Source organism: Dysgonomonas sp. 521 (assembly GCF_010501055.1).
GTDB lineage: Bacteria > Bacteroidota > Bacteroidia > Bacteroidales > Dysgonomonadaceae > Dysgonomonas.
Genome location: NZ_QVMO01000049.1, coordinates 32,523 through 50,238 on the forward strand (window position 1 = coordinate 32,523; position 17,716 = coordinate 50,238).

15 protein-coding genes are annotated in these 17,716 nt (G+C 38.3%); 8 read left to right on the plus strand and 7 right to left on the minus strand.

Annotation, left to right across the window (positions count from 1 at the left end; all coding sequences use genetic code 11):
- Positions 1-329: 329 nt before the first annotated feature.
- The gene (locus tag D0T84_RS14070; protein WP_255495385.1) at positions 330-926 is read right to left on the minus strand and encodes a hypothetical protein; all 597 of its coding nucleotides are present in this window, start codon (positions 924-926) and stop codon (positions 330-332) included.
- A gap of 801 nt (positions 927-1,727) precedes the next feature.
- Here D0T84_RS14070 and D0T84_RS14075 point away from each other — a divergent pair.
- Complete coding sequence (locus D0T84_RS14075) at positions 1,728-2,600, plus strand: tetratricopeptide repeat protein (RefSeq protein ID WP_163308497.1); 873 nt, start codon at positions 1,728-1,730, stop codon at positions 2,598-2,600.
- 54 nt (positions 2,601-2,654) lie between these two features.
- On the opposite strand, the gene D0T84_RS14080 is transcribed toward D0T84_RS14075, so the two are convergent.
- Together D0T84_RS14080 and D0T84_RS14085 are read right to left on the minus strand one after the other, a co-directional pair.
- Positions 2,655-3,704: a hypothetical protein gene (locus D0T84_RS14080; RefSeq protein WP_163308498.1), complete on the minus strand. Its 1,050-nt coding sequence runs from the start codon at positions 3,702-3,704 to the stop codon at positions 2,655-2,657.
- A gap of 12 nt (positions 3,705-3,716) precedes the next feature.
- Positions 3,717-4,394 (minus strand): hypothetical protein, encoded by a 678-nt coding sequence (locus D0T84_RS14085; protein WP_163308499.1) that lies wholly within the window; start codon positions 4,392-4,394, stop codon positions 3,717-3,719.
- A gap of 943 nt (positions 4,395-5,337) precedes the next feature.
- Here D0T84_RS14085 and D0T84_RS14090 point away from each other — a divergent pair.
- The 3 genes from D0T84_RS14090 (at position 5,338) to D0T84_RS14105 (ending at position 10,042) form a co-directional block, all read left to right on the plus strand.
- The gene (locus D0T84_RS14090) at positions 5,338-5,847 is read left to right on the plus strand and encodes a hypothetical protein (RefSeq protein ID WP_255495386.1); all 510 of its coding nucleotides are present in this window, start codon (positions 5,338-5,340) and stop codon (positions 5,845-5,847) included.
- Positions 5,848-7,504: 1,657 nt separating this feature from the next.
- Positions 7,505-8,239: a bifunctional 2-polyprenyl-6-hydroxyphenol methylase/3-demethylubiquinol 3-O-methyltransferase UbiG gene (locus D0T84_RS14100; RefSeq protein WP_163308501.1), complete on the plus strand. Its 735-nt coding sequence runs from the start codon at positions 7,505-7,507 to the stop codon at positions 8,237-8,239.
- A gap of 969 nt (positions 8,240-9,208) precedes the next feature.
- Positions 9,209-10,042 (plus strand): glycosyltransferase family 2 protein, encoded by an 834-nt coding sequence (locus D0T84_RS14105; protein WP_163308502.1) that lies wholly within the window; start codon positions 9,209-9,211, stop codon positions 10,040-10,042.
- A 291-nt stretch (positions 10,043-10,333) separates the two neighbouring features.
- Here the strand turns inward: D0T84_RS14105 and D0T84_RS14110 are convergent, their stop codons facing one another.
- Positions 10,334-11,233 carry an AraC family transcriptional regulator gene (locus D0T84_RS14110; RefSeq protein WP_163308503.1) on the minus strand — a complete coding sequence of 300 codons (900 nt, stop codon included), beginning with the start codon at positions 11,231-11,233 and terminating at the stop codon, positions 10,334-10,336.
- 293 nt (positions 11,234-11,526) lie between these two features.
- Here D0T84_RS14110 and D0T84_RS14115 point away from each other — a divergent pair, with 293 nt between their 5' ends.
- Positions 11,527-12,384: a hypothetical protein gene (locus D0T84_RS14115; protein ID WP_163308504.1), complete on the plus strand. Its 858-nt coding sequence runs from the start codon at positions 11,527-11,529 to the stop codon at positions 12,382-12,384.
- 172 nt (positions 12,385-12,556) lie between these two features.
- Here D0T84_RS14115 and D0T84_RS14120 read toward each other — a convergent pair whose 3' ends face one another.
- Positions 12,557-12,793 carry a hypothetical protein gene (locus D0T84_RS14120; protein WP_163308473.1) on the minus strand — a complete coding sequence of 79 codons (237 nt, stop codon included), beginning with the start codon at positions 12,791-12,793 and terminating at the stop codon, positions 12,557-12,559.
- Positions 12,794-13,072: 279 nt separating this feature from the next.
- Entirely contained in the window at positions 13,073-13,531 is a 459-nt protein-coding gene (locus D0T84_RS14125) for an SMI1/KNR4 family protein (RefSeq protein WP_163308505.1), read from the minus strand.
- Between the two features lie 121 nt (positions 13,532-13,652).
- Between D0T84_RS14125 and D0T84_RS14130 the strand changes: the two genes are divergently transcribed.
- Positions 13,653-14,258: a hypothetical protein gene (locus D0T84_RS14130; RefSeq protein ID WP_163308506.1), complete on the plus strand. Its 606-nt coding sequence runs from the start codon at positions 13,653-13,655 to the stop codon at positions 14,256-14,258.
- Between the two features lie 2 nt (positions 14,259-14,260).
- Here D0T84_RS14130 and D0T84_RS14135 read toward each other — a convergent pair whose 3' ends face one another.
- On the minus strand, positions 14,261-15,223 hold the full coding sequence (locus tag D0T84_RS14135) for a helix-turn-helix domain-containing protein (RefSeq protein WP_163308507.1): 963 nt from the start codon (positions 15,221-15,223) through the stop codon (positions 14,261-14,263).
- Positions 15,224-16,203: 980 nt separating this feature from the next.
- Here D0T84_RS14135 and D0T84_RS14140 point away from each other — a divergent pair.
- Positions 16,204-16,803, plus strand: a complete 600-nt coding sequence (locus tag D0T84_RS14140; protein WP_163308508.1) for a LemA family protein — start codon at positions 16,204-16,206, stop codon at positions 16,801-16,803.
- 6 nt (positions 16,804-16,809) lie between these two features.
- On the plus strand, positions 16,810-17,571 hold the full coding sequence (locus D0T84_RS14145; RefSeq protein WP_163308509.1) for a YgcG family protein: 762 nt from the start codon (positions 16,810-16,812) through the stop codon (positions 17,569-17,571).
- The last annotated feature ends 145 nt before the right edge of the window (positions 17,572-17,716 follow it).

The following is a 17,716-nucleotide window of genomic DNA, read 5'->3' on the forward strand; positions in this document are numbered from 1 at the left end:
TGCAAATCAGGCGTCAGCCAGCGCCGTTAGCAAGCGTACGGGGTACCCACCCGGTGCAGGCGGCGTAGAATGAAGTGCGGGCGCTTTTAAGCATCATCTGCCAATTATTGCAATGATGAGATTATCATCACTTCATTCAGCCGGCAAACCGATGGTGGGTCGTACGGCGAAGCGGGGCGCAATGCTTTTTTGCTTACTTTTGGAGCTTTGGCCAAAAGTAAGGTGAGCAATCTGCGATTGCGCGCAGAATAAAAAAGAACATATAATTTAAGCAATTACAACTCCCAACCCACATTTATATTTCAAAGACACAAAGGATTACCCATTATTCATCCACATATATCGTTTTCGTACCATTCAACAAACTCAGCAATTACCTCTTCAGGGTTTCCTGCCTCTGTCCAGCCTACAGGCAAGTCGTAATATTCCAGTTCATGTATTATAACTGGGATGTCTTTTCCAAATTTCTTTTTTATAATCCCATCCTGATGCAAGCGCCGGCTTATATCAATAATAACATCCATAAACAAAGCCTGCATATTTTCATCCAGTACAGCCAGTTTGTCCCACTTTTTTTCATCGTCTTCAGCATCTTCAAGTTGCTCATCCGTATAATAAAGATTTTCGGAACTGAACCAATCGGCCAAATCTTTATCTTCTTCGCCTCCAATGGTTAATAAATCATTTTGTAGCCAATAAGCAAAATTCCATTTCGCTTCCCTTTCATTGGATGCATGGTCTTTTTCCATATCCATATTCTTATACGTATTGTAACTGACGGTTATACACGGATAACGGGGATCATCTTCACTATTATCTTTCCAGAATGATAACGCGTAGATATCCGTTGCATTACCATCATTGAACGATTCTATCAGGCTCTTTACAGACTGATAGTTTTTTTCGAAGTAACTTTGCTTGTCCATACTTGTATAGGTTATTATTTAAGGTAAAGATAAAAAAATAGTGAGAAGTCCGGTAAAACGGCCACAATAAATATCATCGGAATGTACGATTATCCATATCTATAAAAGCAAAAAAGCCCGCAACATCACGTCGCAGGACTTTCTCATACCTTAACACAAACTTTACAAAACTACATGGACTATAACCAGAGTTAAAGGTATAATGTTCAAAACGTTTAGTTAATTAACTTTCTTTTTAATATTTATTTTGAGGATTGATGAATAGATGGAGAGTTAAAACGCTCATTTATAGATACAAATATCATTTCGGGCTAAGAGCCTTTTACACACTAAATAAAGAAATTGTTTCGACTTATTATTTCACCTTAGAGTAATGGGAGTTTGACTCGTCTTCACTTCGTTGAATGTTATTTCACGGAGTTTTATTAATAGTGCGAATCAAGGATTGAAGTATCAATCTTCTGTTTTTTTAGAATCAGGGTTCTAAGTCCACAAAGTGGGCTAATATGTATAACTACAGGTAAAACCCGTGGAAAAAGCGGATAGGGAGAGGCCGTCTCCGTAGGAGGCGAATGGCATTGATTTCGCTATTTGCCCCCTACGGAGACAGATTCTTCAGTCAGTTCCTCACGGGTTTTACCCGTGGTTATCCACTTGTAGTCCCTTCGGGATATAAGCTACTGTTTTTTTACCCTTGATTAGCATTAATAATAAACTCTGTACGGCTCTGTGGTTAAAAGTCAAGATGACTTCAAAATAAGAAATAATAACTATATTTGCTCATCCGAAAAAAATCATGTCATGAAAAAAATATTCCTCATTTTATTTTTTACCGTTTCCATCTTTTCCTATGCACAAGATAACGATTCAAGAGCGGAAGCCCTGGTTGCTATGGCTATAGGGAAAGAAGCCGAAGGAGGTTCGCTGGACGAAGTATCTGATATATTTAAAGCTGCGACAGAGATATCCCCCGACTATGCGGAAATATACAACGCGTGGGGAGCGGTAATAATGCAGAGAGCTATGGCTCAGAAGAATAATGAACTTTGCAAAGACAGCTTTGATAAATTCAGAAAAGCGACCGAGCTTAAGCCCGATTATGCCGAAGCCTATTCCATGTGGGGACTGGCCATCGCTTATTCGGACGAAAAAGAAAAAAACACTTCTATCTTAAAAGAAATAACCGATAAATTCAGGAAAGCGACCGAGATAAACCCGGATGACCAAAATGCGTACATATATTGGGGTATGACCCTGCTCCAATATGTCCAAAAAGAAGAGAACGCTGAATATTACAGGGAAAGTGCGGAAAAATATGAGAAAGCTTTGGCTTTAGGAGCCAAAGAGGTAGACATATTTGCGGGCAAGGGTTGGTCATACTTCCGGCTGGGACGGTTGGAGAACGACTATCTCAAATACGGTAACCAGATAACAGACGCATATAGCGAAGCCGAAAAGCTAGGCAGCCAGTCGGCAGCGTACAATCTGGCATGTTATTATTCGCTTGTTAATGAAAAAGACCTTGCTATAAAATGGCTCGAGAAAACGATTGTTATGAATTACACCAGCAAAATGAGTGAATTGTCGAAGGACAGGATAAATAAAGACGAGGATTTTGACAATATACGAAAAGACAAACGTTATAAAGCGATACTAAAGAAGTATTTTGAGTGATTAAAAACGGCTCAAAACAGACTGGCAAGATAATTCTAACAGTTGCTAAGGAATCTACCGTTTCATCCTGCTCCAAAAGTCAGCAGTGCCAGCACTATCATTTTTCATCAGCCTCAACATTATATTGATGCCCCTCCCTTCACTGTCGGAGAAAGTATTCATTACAATGTAGGCTTCCCAGTTGTTATTCAACGGAATGGTCGTCTGCACTATATTATATCCGGATTCATCCCTCTCCAAATCTTTAAGGCCTTTTACCTTATCATATAACGCCTTCAATGTAGAAGAATACCGTGTATTCTCTTCTAATACACTGATATAAGACAGCAGGTTCTCTTTTGCCAGTTCCCTGTTCGTTAATATTGATTCCATATATGGTAGCGAATAAGAGAAACTCAGGTTAATATCACGGCAACCTTCGAATGTTGCATATATCCTGTCTTTTTTATCCTTGTCGAAATACAGCCTCTCTGTCTGTTCCTGTTCAAAATGGTCGTTCATCCTTAATGTCCGTTCTACCTGATAAGGGGTTGTACTCTTAAATATACGCTTGTCCATATCAGCGACAGGGCATTTACTGTAACTCTCTTCTACAATCATTCCATCTTTGTAAGAAAAAACGAGATTAACACTGTTGAGAGGCGAATCGTCTTCTTCATCATAGCCTCTCGACATCGGATTTTCCTCGTATGTGGCATATATTTTATTGTCTTTTACTTCATCTATCTGAAGAAAACCATAAGAGAATTTACCTCCGCCAAAGATATCTATCGTATTGTATATTTGTCTGTTTTTCATCAGTACAACGATATAATTATAACCAAAGGCATTCCCTCCTCCGCCTAATCCTTCATCCATAAAATAGATCAGCAGGTCATCTTCCCCGTCTCCGTTAAAATCGCTTATCCATTCCGGGTTGCCTGTAATCTGGAAACATGATGCCGCAAAGCCCGATTCCTTATCATAGATACAATTGTCGGTCAACGAATTTGTCTGGGCAAACATCAATGTATCACATACTTGTGCGATAAGCTTCTCTTTTGTTTGTGAATATGAAAAAGCTGAAAGGGCGATCAGATGCATTATAACTATTAGCCTGTACATAAACTATAGAATTTAGTTGAATATTGTCATATTATCCTGAACCGGAAGTTTCTTTGGCCCGGCATCTTTCTCCGGAACTTTTCCATCGACCAAATCATCAACGAAAAAGAGTGTTTGCTCCCGCAAAAGAGCAAGTATTTTTCCTGTATTTCCATCAACTACATATTCATGATAGAAATAACTATCAGTAAACCTTACCCGCCATTCCTTACTACCTTCGTCGAACGATATCGATATATTTGTAGAGTTAGCTTCTATCAGCTCGCCATCCTTGCTGATGATAGGGCAAAGACTTTTCTTATAAGCATACTTACTCTTTTGTGAGAATTGTATAATATCATTTAAAGTCACACTCCCAAAACGGCTGTCTTCATCGGTTTTCTTCGATAAAGTACCGTCTTCATCAAAATACTCCCATTCTCCAAACTTTAAGTGAGGCGGTATCAGTTTTCCTCTTTCTTTGATAAATCCACTTTGATAGAAACGAGTCTGTACACAGTAAAGTGAAGTATCTGATGGGTATTCCCTATATTGCCTGTCAGAGACGGCCAGTATCGAACCATCGTCCTTTTCCACAATCTTTTTAGCCTGCCCGTTGAGCATATCAAAATCGAATGTTTCTCTTTGCGCCTTACTGTTTACTGATACTAAAAATAAGAAGAATAAAAGGATGTAGTTTCGTAATATCATATACACACATATTTTTTGTAAATATATGAAACATCTTTGAAATATTGCAAAAATATATAAAATCCGGCATTCCGGATTGGCCGGATATATCTACAGGGGATGCTCGTGAACAGATAATAGGCAGGTATATAAGGCGATACAATCTGTTAAAACTCTTAACTTATTTGGGTTTTACTTGTATTTACAAAAGGAAAAATATATATTTGTAACATTAAACGAGTATTTCGATATATATACGAATACTTATTCCAATCAAATACATATTTTACGACAAGACATAACCATTGGAATGTAGGTAATAATATAATAGATTTAAGTAAATAATCAAGATACAATTGCCTCTGGCAGGAAAAATGACACGAAGTCCCGGATATTTCAGACGGATTTCCAACCAGGCAAACTTTATAACTCCTCGGCCTCCGGAAAACATTCGGAGGTTATTTTTTATCTGATAACCTTACGGAAATATTTAGTTCTCAATACTCTGAGCATCCTCGTTATGTTTAATTGAGAACATAACACCAAAAGTATAGTGATAACCCCGACAACTAACACAACTCCTATAAAAAAATCGAGAAGTATCGAATAATGATTTGATAATGCAATAAGGCCTATAATCGCAGATCCTATAACCAGACGCTTATCATATACTATTTTTTTCATTTTTTTTAAAATTTCCTAACCGTTACTAAGGAATAGCCCATATTTATCTAACAAGTATATAGGCATATAGTTCTGAATACCTTCATGAAATCCAGATATTAGACCAGATTTTAACCTCCGCGATTACGAAAATATGTTAAGTGGCAGATGTGAATGCACCTTCAAAATTATTTTTTCATATATTTGCCCTGTCCTATTGCGTTAAATAGGCTTCTGCTTGGTTCTCTAACTACATTAGCAGTGCGTATAATCAGATTTAGACGAGAGACATTACTTAATTATGAAATATATACTTTCACTTATTATTTTTACATATTTATCTGTAAACAATATAAGCGCACAGAATATTCCGACAATGGACGGGGAAAAATATGAAAATGCATACAATTATTTGTTGTCGGATTCAGCATCCTCAAATAGAGAATATGTTGTGTCAGACACACTTGTATTTATGGAAAGAAGCCCTTTCTGGAAGTTTTTCCAACAGAAAGGCGAATCATCGATAGATTGCATAAACCGCATAGATAGTATCGACAATAATAACAGATTTACGAAAGAGTATTCGCAAGATTTAGAACGGATGTTTGGATCAAATATGAAAAAGGCGAACCTGTATTTTTCAAGGATTTCCGACAATGTCCTGTTTGCCGAATATTTTTACAGGTATGGGCTTTCTATGGATGTTTCACGAACTCCGGAAAAATATAACGCGGGTTACCGTTATCTTTTTGTCTTCGATGCGGATAATAATGTAAAGGATGTTTTGAAACAAATGGTAGCATATAAATAGGCTTCCATTCCGCCGGGGGAAGGAAAAAACGTCTAAAATGCCAAAATATGCTCGTATGTGAATTTCTTATTTTATAGGATAAAGAAACCATTAAAAACAATTTTACAATTCTGTAAAAATGTTCCTAAAAAGAACCGCTGCGCTTCTTTCTTGAGAACCGATCTTATGCTAGCTCTGGACTAACGATACAAAATCATTAAATTTAAGAACAACGTCCGGATAATCTTCGCTTTTTATATAGTGTGATATTTTTACTTCTTTTCTGCTAAAATCAAAATCCAGATCAGATAAATTAAGCGTTATTTCCTTGTCTGTCTGCGTGTCCACGTTCTGTATCAGTCTCTCTCTAACCCGTCGTGATTTTGATATTCCTTCTTTAAAAATTAGAAGCGTTTTAGTCATCCTTTTTTATTTTTTATTAAAAATAGCGATTATTAAAATCGTCTTTTCGCAAAAATAATTTTTTTTAGTAAAAATTAAAAACATCACACCAATAACTTATTAACAAAAAGGTGTTTTTTTATAAAAGCGTATATTCCACAATAAAGATATTTCTGAGAAAGAATAGTAATTTATGCGAATCAAGGGTTGCTTTGGGTTGCAGTATTCTATTATAAATCAATCTTTTGTTTTGCAGTCAGGGTTCTAAGTCCACGAAGTGGGCTAATATGGATAACCACGGGTAAAGCCCGTGGCAAAAGCAGGTAGAAATAGACCGTCTCCGTAGGAGGCGAATGGCATTTGTTTTTACTATTTGCCTCCTACGGAGACATATTTCCCAGCCAGTTCCTGCCACGGGTTTTACCCGTGGTTATCCACCTTCAGCCCCTTCGGGACAATAAGTTACTGTGTTTTTTAACCTTTGATTCGCATAATTTATACCTTTATAAAATATTTAAACAGGCTCTAAAACAATGATTAATAATGTCAATCAGTAGTTGAAAATATGATTAATATATTTAGTTTTTTGCATAAAAGTTATTTTGGGTTAAAACTTTTATCATTAGCTTCCTACTGCCGCGCCCTCCCGGGCTTTTGCTTCCTTTTGGCATTGCCCAAAAGGAAGCAAAAGTCTAGTGCTTTGTCCCTCGGCGACCCACCAACGGCTTGTCGGCTAAACGGGACGAAACTCGCCTTCGGCTCGGACAACATCCCGTTTCACGCCGCCTGCACCGGGTGAGTACCCCGCCTGCGGAACAGATGCACGGAGTCGCGACGCAACGCCGAGACAGAGGATAGACCCTGCAAATCAGGCGTCAGCCAGCGCCATTAGCCAGCGTACGGGGTACCCACCCGGTGCAGGCGGCGCAGAATGAAGTGCGGGCGCTTTTAAGCATCGTCTGCCGATTATTGCAATGATGAGATTATCATCACTTCATTCAGCCGTCAAGCCGATGGTGGGTCGTACGGCGAAGCGGGGCGCAATGCTTTTTTGCTTACTTTTGGAGCTTTGGCCAAAAGTAAGGTAAGCAATCTGTGATTGCGCGCAGAATAAAAAATAAAAGAACGTTTTAAGTAGCGAGGGCAGAACTAAAATTTATTTTATGTTATGCCGAGTCACGACAAACAACGTTCACAGGAGCGAAGCGTATGTAAAGCGACTAATGGAATTGAACACATAAATTTAAACAAAACGAAATACTGATTCGCATTAATAATGAAAGAGAATAAATACGAGGATAATACTTTTTTCGATCAATATAGCCAAATGGCACGTTCCATACAAGGATTGAAGGGAGCCGGAGAATGGCATGTGCTTAAAAAGATGCTTCCCGACTTTAAAGGCAAGCAGGTTCTCGACCTGGGATGTGGTTTTGGCTGGCACTGCCGGTATGCAGCGGATAAAGGAGCAAAGTCAGTATTGGGAATTGACATTTCCGAAAAGATGATAAATGAGGCTAAAAAGAAGAATAACTCTCCCTGTATAAAATATGAGTGTGTGGCTATTGAGGACTTCGACTATCCACCCCTAACGTTCGATATTGTTATCAGTTCGCTGGCATTCCACTACGCAGAATCATTCGATGATATTTGCCAAAAAGTACACCGGACGCTCGCTGCTGACGGTAAATTTGTATTTTCTGTAGAGCATCCCGTTTTCACAGCCTTTGGCAATCAGGACTGGTTTTATGCTCAAGACGGCAGCCCCTTGCACTGGCCTGTAGACAACTATTTTCGTGAAGGGAAACGTAACGCAAACTTTCTTGGCGAAAACGTCATAAAGTATCATAAAACCCTGACTACATATATAAACGGGCTTCTTTCTTCAGGCTTTAACATACAGGAATTAAGAGAACCCGAACCCGACAATGCCATGCTGAGGACAATGCCAGAGATGCGCGATGAACTCCGAAGACCAATATTTTTAATAATTTCAGCTGGAAAAAGATAGAATAACTATGGCTACCATTTATAGTTAACACTCGGATCAGTAGTGTGGTACAGCTATTTGATTTGTGATTATTCATAACTGTTTATTAATCACGCGATAAGTCAGTTTAAGGAAATAATTGACATTGATTCTTTTTAATGTTATTTTGCTTGATATTATGAAAATAAAGATTAATTTTGTCTTAAATTTATTAATCAGGAAGACGAAAACAGAGTAATTTAACACTAAAACTTCGCATAGAACCACTTTCTCTCAAAAAAGAAATATCTATGAAGTTCCTACTCTCAAATTTCCTTTATTAAATAAAAAATAAGACAAAATCAGAATCTGTTTATGTTTTACAAACATATTAAGAAATCTGAATACAACTCTTAAGAACAATATAAGTAAAATTTATGTAGACGCCTGACGTTAGCACAAACATTATAACAAGACTACAGGCGCAGCCTCCTGAAAATATTTTCCTGGAGGCTTCTTTTTTTCAGAATGTTAAGGGATAAGGATTGCAAAAGTAAAATGGCTTTAGCCGAATAGTGTGCCACCCCATGCGGGGCTGGTATGTAGAGTGCGGCATTGGCCGTAAGTTCCGCCAGGCAGCACATACGGTTAATCAAGTGGCACACCTGCGAGGTTATACATATATGGAGTAGATGAAAAACTTAGCCGATTTTTGGTTGCCTTGTTATTTATTACACTCTTTTGGTTTATATAATCTTTTTACTGTATTTTTGCAGTCAGTAAAATCATGATTTATTATGTAAGAGTCTTTTTAAATTTTATAGCAAATCTTTTTTATAGCTGTTTTTAGATGGATTTTATCATTTTTGCTAGTAGGTTTAGCGGGCTAAACCAAGAGTAAAAAAGGGAAAAGATGCTAAAAAGAGCATAAAAAAATTGCTAAGAACTATTGACCAGAACCTGTAATAAAAATTTTCGCTAAAATTTAAACAGGCTCTAAGTAGCTAACTAATGGAACGATCGAAACCTGAAACTGTAGGAGTTATTATCTCTACTTACAATAATCCCGAATGGCTCGAAAAAACACTATGGGGCTATGCATCACAAAGCTATACTTCATTCGAATTAATCATTGCCGATGACGGTTCGGGGGAGGAAACCCGAAACCTGATAGAAAGTTTCCGTAGAGATTATTTCCCAGAACTAAAGCATATCTGGCATGAGGACGAAGGGTTCAGGAAATGTAAGATATTAAACAATGCCCTTGTTGCCGCAGAATCAGAATATCTTATATTTACCGATCATGATTGTATACCTCGCAAAGATTTTATCGAAACCCATTTGCGTTATGCCCGAAAGGGTTATTTCTTATCCGGAGGATATCCTAAATTACCGATGGCTACCAGTAAGGCTATAACTCACGAAGATATAACATCGGGAAACGCATTCAATATCCAATGGCTTAAAAACCACGGTTTAAAAAGCTCTTTCAAAAACACAAAGCTATACAAATCCAATAGCTATGCATTCATAATGAATCATATAACTCCTGCTAGAGCTTCGTGGAACGGCTGCAACTCGTCAGGATGGAAGAAAGATATGATTGCGGTCAATGGCTTTAATGAAGCTATGCAGTACGGTGGGCTCGATCGCGAATTTGGAGAGAGGCTTATCAACTTGGGCATTCGTTCGAAACAAATCAGGTATTCGGCAATCTGCCTGCACTTAGACCATTCGCGCCCTTACAAAAATAAAGAACTAATAAAGAAGAATGAGGAGATACGCCGGTTGGTGAGAGCGAATAAAATAATTAGAACCCCTAACGGCATCGTAAAAGCCATTTAAGCCCCCTGCCAAGTCAAAGCAAAACCATTCCAAGGAAAAGATTTCTCCAACAAAAAATAGATCCTGCCAATCTCTCGACTCGCAGGACCCCAACCTTAACACAAACTTTACAAAACTACACAATATGTCTTCAATTTCATTAGTCGTTTTTACATACACTTCGTTCCTGTGAATGTTATTTCGAGACTCGGCATAACATAGAATAAATTTTAGTTCTGCCATCGCTACTTAAAAACGCTCAATATTATTTCTTTAACAAGTGTTTTACCTTTTGTTTGCTTTATTTATACATTACCGTTTGTCCATTGACCTGTATTGAGATGGTGACATCCCTGTATGCTTCTTGAAAAACCGTCCCAAAGATGCCTGGTTCGAGAAATGGGTATCAAGGGCAATCTCCTGAATATTCAACGCCGTATTATCCAGCAGTGACTTTATCTCCAACAATGTATATTCTACAACCCAATCCTTGGCCGACCTGGCGCTTACTTCTTTTATGACTTTTGACAAATATTTTGAAGTTATAGACAGTTGATCCGCATAATATGTTATCTCTCTGTTTTCTTTATAATGCTTCAGAATCAGAAGAAAAAAGCGGTATGCTAACTTCTCTTTTCGGGAATCCGGCGTAGAATGAATAGATAATATACTATTCTTGAAACTATTATACAGATCCAAATAAAAAAGCCTCAGCACACTCAGAATATATTCCCTTTGAAATATACAATCGGCAGTCATCGTCCTGTTATCTATCAGATTGTAATATTCAGAATATCTGTATATCTCATCTTTTGTCAATTTGTAAAAGAGCTTTTTTCTGATATGTATAAAGAAAAGTGGCGATAAGCGCGATATCCCGCTAAGAGTATCATCTATTAATTCTTGGGACAGGGTAAAGTAATCCATCACAAAATCGTCACTCTTTTCCTTTAAGGAAACCGTCTGTCTTGGTAATATAACCATCAGTTCCCCTTTGGCGAAACGATGCTCCCTCTGATGCATCTTGATTGCAACTGTGCCTTTCTGGCAAATACCCATTATACCAAAAGGCGTATAAAAAGGCAAATTAGGAATAGGTATGGAGCAGGCATTCTTGAATAGTTTAAAATCGTTCTCTAACGAATATTCAGTTTCTCCGTTTCCCTTTTGCAGTATGCCTTTCTTAAGGTATTTGCGTGCATTGCCTTCCATAAAATAACCCCCCTCTTCTTCTCTGATGCAAATATATAATTATTTTTTTTACAGTAGAAAACTAGTAGACTTTTGGTGCAACATTTATATTATATATATCCTTTTTTCTCTTTTTTTATATTCAGAAAGGCGTTTCGGGACACCTCCCGAATTAATTTTTGCTTTATAAGGTTTTGTCCATGTCGTTTTTGTTGTATATCCATCAAGCCCCGCCGGGGGCAGGTATGCAAGCCTGGCACAACTTACGGTCAGATTCAATCAAATATTATTATCTTTGAAAAAACTATTTATGTATGAAAAATATTCTTTTACTAATACTTCTATTTCTGGTATCATTAACCAATAATGCCCAGAATAACATGACGAATGACAGTATTGCCCGAGGGGATATTTTCTATCCTAATCCATACAGGAATAATCAACTGACCGAATATTTCGACCCCTCGCAGATAGATTTCAGCGAGGAATTCATATCGCTGCAAGTCAAGAATATAGAAGATAATGCCATTGATGTTACAGATTCAATAAAGCACTATAGATTTGACACATCCACATTGTTCTGTTCAGGAGATTATGAGCAAAATGGAGTGCTCGGAGCAAACTGCCAACGAATAAGGATACATATAGCAAAAGCTGAAAGGGTTACTGATGACGGCATTGTTTTTCTGGTTGAAGGTAAATCTAATGTGAAAAATAATATATGTGACTTTAAAGGGAAGATTACCATTTTATCCCTTTATAAATTTATGGCAAACCGGATATATCCGGGACAAGGAGTCTTATTTGCCCGTTATGAGTTTTTCGAAGATAAAGGCCGGCACCATTCCGGCATTTTCAGAGGAACATTCAATGCCACGATAAAAATAGATGAAAAAAGAAAAACCGTAGTACTTGACGAACGTCTCAGCCGCGGCATATTATACAATAACCGCACATACGTAGGCACATGGATTGGCTATAGCGACAATGCGATTAGGAAATGTATCTGGGGCGATTACAGGCTGCCTTTTACGTTCGACTTCGACTGTGGGGCTACGGCGATGAATGCTTGCGAAAAGTATATCGATAATGGATGGGAGACATTCAGTGACGGCAGCGAATACGACTGCTCGACAGAACCTTGCAAATTGAAAAACCAATGGTGGAAATGATACAATCTACTCGACAAACATCATAAGACTATAAAAAAAAACCGTCCCAAGATGGGCAATCTCGGGACGGGGAGGACAACCAAAGCAATCCTCATTTTCGGGAACTTCATAACTACCTTATACTATGAGCATAAACACACAAACAAAAGCCTCCTTACTACTACGTCAAATCCTATATTAATAACATACTATCGTCCTGGATAGCACTTACCGAATGCAAACAATGGACGCATCCTTTTATTTTCTTCAGTGGGAATAACAACTGCGCCTTTACGATTGCTTCCTGCATACCGGAATAACATCCCAGGTATGTCCTGTTCAGCGAATCAGAGATATATAAACATTCATCTTCATGAACTTCATAAGCTCCATCCCGTTGCGAATCGTCATCTAAATAATAATGTCCCATCAATTTATTAATACGTACGTATTAAAATCCTCTTTTATTAAAATCCTCATTATTTCCGTAAAACAATACATAGATAGCAAAGAGTCTCGCAATTAGCAAGCCCATACAACTTTTAGTTTCTGCTTGAAATTGATAATATTGTTGTTTTCAGTATGTTAAGGAGAATGGGGGAGATGTGAAATATGACTTTTTTTAATCGTAAAAACAAAAAATGCCATGAATATTCACAGCATAATATATCCGGAAGAGTACATACATCTTCTTACTTCGGCGAAGGCTTCATCTCATTTCATGTATTTTCATCTCAAGGAATTTAATAAAGTTGTCCGCATAAAAATCATCATCGTCGCTTACATAGTCACGGCAACAAACCCTGTATTCATTTCCCGGCAGACCGGGCTCTACCAGAAAGTAATATGATTCGTCCCCTTCTCCTTCTTCCAGTATGGTCAGCTGGTTGCCAGGGAACGATCCATTTTCCTTATCTGTGTTATACACATATAATATATCGTCTATATTCGCTAAATCATGAAATTCGGGAGAGGTAATATATTTTATATATTCATTCCCTACCTTAAAGTATTCGAATTCTTGCAACCACCACTTATACGAATCCGGCAAAGGGAAGCCCAGCTCACCCTCAGTGTAGTCTATCCAGCTTTTTTCAATCAGTCCTTTCTGCCCGTGCTTTATTTTATATTCATTAGCTCTGACCAGTTCCAGAAACTTATGGTACATGATATTAAATATTAAAAATTTAAAACAGTATAACTGCTAGTAGTTAAGATATGTGCAAATTTATAATAATTTAATATTTATCATCTATATTTGTGCTTGAAAAAAACGATAAATATAGCTGATGAGAAATTTTTGTCTGATACTGATTTCTATTATTATTGTTCCCTCAATATGGTTTTCGTCCTGTGCCAAAAGCGAGACTTATGATACCGATGACAAGCCTGTTGTTTCCGATGTTAGGTTTAACTTCAACGATTCACTCATGTACGCCGACGGAACGTTAATCAAATTGAACGACTCTGCCAATACAAACCCCGATCGTATAGATACGCTGATACTGGGCAAGATGGTCTATCTCACAGCACGGTTTCAGGACAATGTCGGACTTTCCAGCTATAGGGTAAAATTGGTTATAGATTCTTCCCGATTAACCCCAACGAATGACTCCCTGCTTAGTTTCTATTCATTGGGAGCCGATATATACAGCAGCAACAAGCATAAAATATATGACACTGTTATTCAGAAGAATACTTTAATCACTATTCCTACTTACGCTCTCAGGACAAATAAGGAGACTCAACTGAAGGATACGGTGGCCATATATCAGGGAGATTATATCATGCAGATTGCCTGCGGAAATATAGCCGGCAACCGCGACTCTACAAGTTTTTCGTATAGGGTTAAGCTTCTCACCCGCGATTCTATATACACTATCCGTAAGAAATAGATTTATAAAGTATTTACCAACTCCCGTTGCTCTTTAAAGAATTTCACACGTTGCATTTCCCCGCTTTCGGAGATGAGTGTGGATAACCTTTTCAGGGCATCGATCCACTGCTGCACCCGGTCGAAGGTCGTGGTGTCAAGGGATACCACAGCATTTAGTGTAAAAGCTATGATGTGGCTTAATTTCAGATTTTGTGTTTGCATATAACTATATGTCGATTCAAAATTCAGGCTTGACAAATATAGCTGTACCTTGTTCCCTGTTTCAAACTCGCCTTTAGTAGCCAGTTTCTCCATTCTATCCATAAACGTCAGCAAGTCTTCTTTCAATGCGGCTACATCTTCGGATGTGATATAACGGATGCTGGCAAAGTATTTTATATCATTTACCAGATACCTGAATATCATATAGTCCCAGATATAAAACGTATGCTTGATATACATCGTCTCTTCCTGGTATCTCTTTTGAATATCGTTAAGGCGCTTCGACATTTTTATATCGTCCAACGATTTTACCGAATCCAGCCCGTTTGTCTGATACAAAGACTTAAACAGATAAAACTTATTCAAGTATTCGTGCCCGATATACAATGTCTGCTGAAATATATTGGCTGATGATGCAAACTCCGTGCAGTCATCTTTCCTTGCCGAACGCAGTATATCGATAAAATCTTCCATCTGCCCGTAATCAGCCTCTGTAGGATTTACATAGTCCGTCAACTTCAGTTGAAAAGGTTTACTCTTTTGCATTGTAGAACCGGCAATATTATCAAGGGATATACCCAAAACCTTAGAGATGGATGCCAGTTCTTCAAATGTAAATGGGACATCTCCTCTCAGCCGGCGGTAAATAGCCTCTTTGCCAATATACAAGATATCCATCAATACAGCCGTAATATTTGTATTCGATGGTACCTTTTCCTTTATAGCATTGATTATGTTATCATGCAATACACTGGTATTCATATCTTTTATACAAAATTGAGAGTTGGGCATATTTTATTATCGTGTTACTAAGACACAAAAATAGTAAAAAATGCAAGAAATAGTTTCGAAAATTGAAAAAAGTTGTTTTTAAAGCATCCAAAATCAACAAAGAAAACAAAGTATCCATTCGTATTTTCTTTATATATAGAAAGTTCTGCGCATTGTGCCGTTATTCAAATATAAAGATACTATTGTTTTTCAATATTCAACAAAAAACTAATAAAAGGTATATTAATTTTTAAATATTTCAGGATTACCACCTCAAAGTTGGATAAGTTTTTTCATATATTTCATACCCGGAGCAGCCTTGTATTGCCTCTTCTCCATACTTTCTGAGAATCGCCGGCTTCCGCCAAATAAAAACATACATATAACACCGCAGGTGTGTAACTTGATTAACCGTATGTGCAGCGCAGCGCAACTTGCGGCCAGTGCCACATGCTATATACAAGCCCCGTATGGGGTGGCACACTGTCTGCTATATGTTTCGTTCCCTGCGGGAGCTTGATGGATATACTACAAAAAAGAACCTAAATAAAATGTTTTCAATGTATAATTGCATTAAGGTCAGGTAGATATAGTTCTATCCGATATTGTATGGAATATACTCGGGTTCATATCTAAAATCTCCATAATTTTTTAATACATTTAGAAACTGTTTAAATTTTATTCGTTCAAATTTTTAGAGATGTTTTAGAGATGATTTATCTTTCCGCGAAACGATAATAGCGGGCTATTTACATACGCTTCGCTCCTGTGACCGTTGGTTGAGTTGAGTGAAAGGAAAAAACAGCCTAAAACAGGCTAAAAATGAACGAAGAAAAAGGTATAATAAAATATTCGTATAAAATTTAAACAGTTTTTTACATTGTATAAGTTTGTTCTCCAAAGCAGATTAAACTAAAAGTCCTGTTTTACGTTTAACTACATAGAATATTAATCATTAAAATAGACTTACAATGAAAAAAGGCTTAATAACTATTATAGTAGTTGCGATTATTGCATTGATCGGTTATTTTGGAATAAAGTCATCCTATAATGGCATGGTAACACAGGAAGAGAGTGTTTCTTCCCAATGGGCACAAGTGCAAAACGCGTACCAGCGCCGGGCAGACTTGATCCCAAACCTTGTAGCCACAGTAAAAGGATATGCGACCCACGAACAGCAGACTTTGACCGAAGTAGTCGAAGCCAGGGCTAAAGCCACACAGATGCAAGTAAACGCGGATCAGCTGACTGAAGAGAATATCAAAAAATATCAGGAAGCACAAGGTCAGCTAGGCTCTGCGCTAGGCCGCCTGATGATGATTACGGAAAACTATCCGGACCTGAAAGCCAATACAAATTTCATCCAGTTGCAGGATGAATTAACGGGAACAGAAAACCGGATTTCGACAGAAAGGAATAAATTTAACGAAAGGGTTAAGGGATATAATACAACAATCCGCATGTTCCCTAAAAACCTGCTTGCCGGAATCTTCGGATTCGAAAAGAAAGCTTATTTCGAAGCTGACCGGGCAGCTCAAACCGCTCCGAAAGTAGATTTCTCCAAACAGTAATAAAAATTGAAACGCTCATTCAAAATATTCTTCCTCATATTATTTGTGCCGATACTCTTATCGGCACAAGATGACGATCTGCCTTCTCCGATGTCTCCCCACCGGTTGGTAAATGACTTTGCCAATACATTCAGTACCGAACAAAAGGATGATCTGGAGCAGATACTTCTTGCTTACAACGATTCAACGTCTACTCAGATTTACGTTGTCACGGTAGCCGACCTCAAAGGCTATGATGTATCTGATTTTGCCGCCCGGCTGGGACAAAAATGGGGGATAGGGCAAAAAGATAAGAACAACGGTGTACTTATCCTCATCAAGCCCCGTATAGGAAATGAGCGGGGACAGGTTTTCATCGCCACAGGTTATGGTGTAGAACATATACTGACCGACGGCCGGATAGGGCGTATCATAGACCAATATATGATCCCATATCTCCAGAATGGAGACTATTACAATGCAACCAAAGGTGCTATCGGCGCCATCATAAAATATCTGTCGGGGGAATTCCAGGCTGATGAAGATGACGATTCTATAGTTCCGCTCCTTTCGCAGATTGCCATTATCCTGTTCATCCTCTTTGTTTTATATATTGCCGCGAAGAATAACAAAGGAGGCCCGTCGAGTGGCAGCAATCGCCCGTGGGGCGGCGGCTATTATGGCGGCGGCTTTGGCGGCGGACGTTCCGGCGGTGGCTGGAGTGGAGGCGGTTTCGGCGGCGGTGGAGGCGGCAGCTTCGGCGGCGGTGGTGCCGGACGCAGTTTCTGATAGAACGTATAATTAATTTATGAGTTGTAAGATATCTTATAACTCATATTTTTTAGTTCGCCCAGCATGGGTGTATTCTAATGGGTGCAAGTCCCTCACACGCCCTAACAACGGGAAGTGTCTAGCCTTGAGCAAGGGTGTCCTT

Excerpts from the sequence above, each read along its gene's own strand:
- D0T84_RS14115 (WP_163308504.1), top strand. The coding sequence starts at position 11,527 with ATGAAAAATATTCTTTTACTAATACTTCTATTTCTGGTATCATTAACC.
- D0T84_RS14105 (WP_163308502.1), top strand. The coding sequence starts at position 9,209 with ATGGAACGATCGAAACCTGAAACTGTAGGAGTTATTATCTCTACTTAC.
- D0T84_RS14120 (WP_163308473.1), bottom strand. The coding sequence starts at position 12,793 with ATGGGACATTATTATTTAGATGACGATTCGCAACGGGATGGAGCTTAT.
- D0T84_RS14075 (WP_163308497.1), top strand. The coding sequence starts at position 1,728 with ATGAAAAAAATATTCCTCATTTTATTTTTTACCGTTTCCATCTTTTCC.
- D0T84_RS14100 (WP_163308501.1), top strand. The coding sequence starts at position 7,505 with ATGAAAGAGAATAAATACGAGGATAATACTTTTTTCGATCAATATAGC.
- D0T84_RS14070 (WP_255495385.1), bottom strand. The coding sequence starts at position 926 with ATGGACAAGCAAAGTTACTTCGAAAAAAACTATCAGTCTGTAAAGAGC.
- D0T84_RS14110 (WP_163308503.1), bottom strand. The coding sequence starts at position 11,233 with ATGGAAGGCAATGCACGCAAATACCTTAAGAAAGGCATACTGCAAAAG.
- D0T84_RS14130 (WP_163308506.1), top strand. The coding sequence starts at position 13,653 with ATGAGAAATTTTTGTCTGATACTGATTTCTATTATTATTGTTCCCTCA.
- D0T84_RS14135 (WP_163308507.1), bottom strand. The coding sequence starts at position 15,223 with ATGAATACCAGTGTATTGCATGATAACATAATCAATGCTATAAAGGAA.
- D0T84_RS14080 (WP_163308498.1), bottom strand. The coding sequence starts at position 3,704 with ATGTACAGGCTAATAGTTATAATGCATCTGATCGCCCTTTCAGCTTTT.
- D0T84_RS14140 (WP_163308508.1), top strand. The coding sequence starts at position 16,204 with ATGAAAAAAGGCTTAATAACTATTATAGTAGTTGCGATTATTGCATTG.
- D0T84_RS14085 (WP_163308499.1), bottom strand. The coding sequence starts at position 4,394 with ATGATATTACGAAACTACATCCTTTTATTCTTCTTATTTTTAGTATCA.
- D0T84_RS14125 (WP_163308505.1), bottom strand. The coding sequence starts at position 13,531 with ATGTACCATAAGTTTCTGGAACTGGTCAGAGCTAATGAATATAAAATA.
- D0T84_RS14090 (WP_255495386.1), top strand. The coding sequence starts at position 5,338 with ATGAAATATATACTTTCACTTATTATTTTTACATATTTATCTGTAAAC.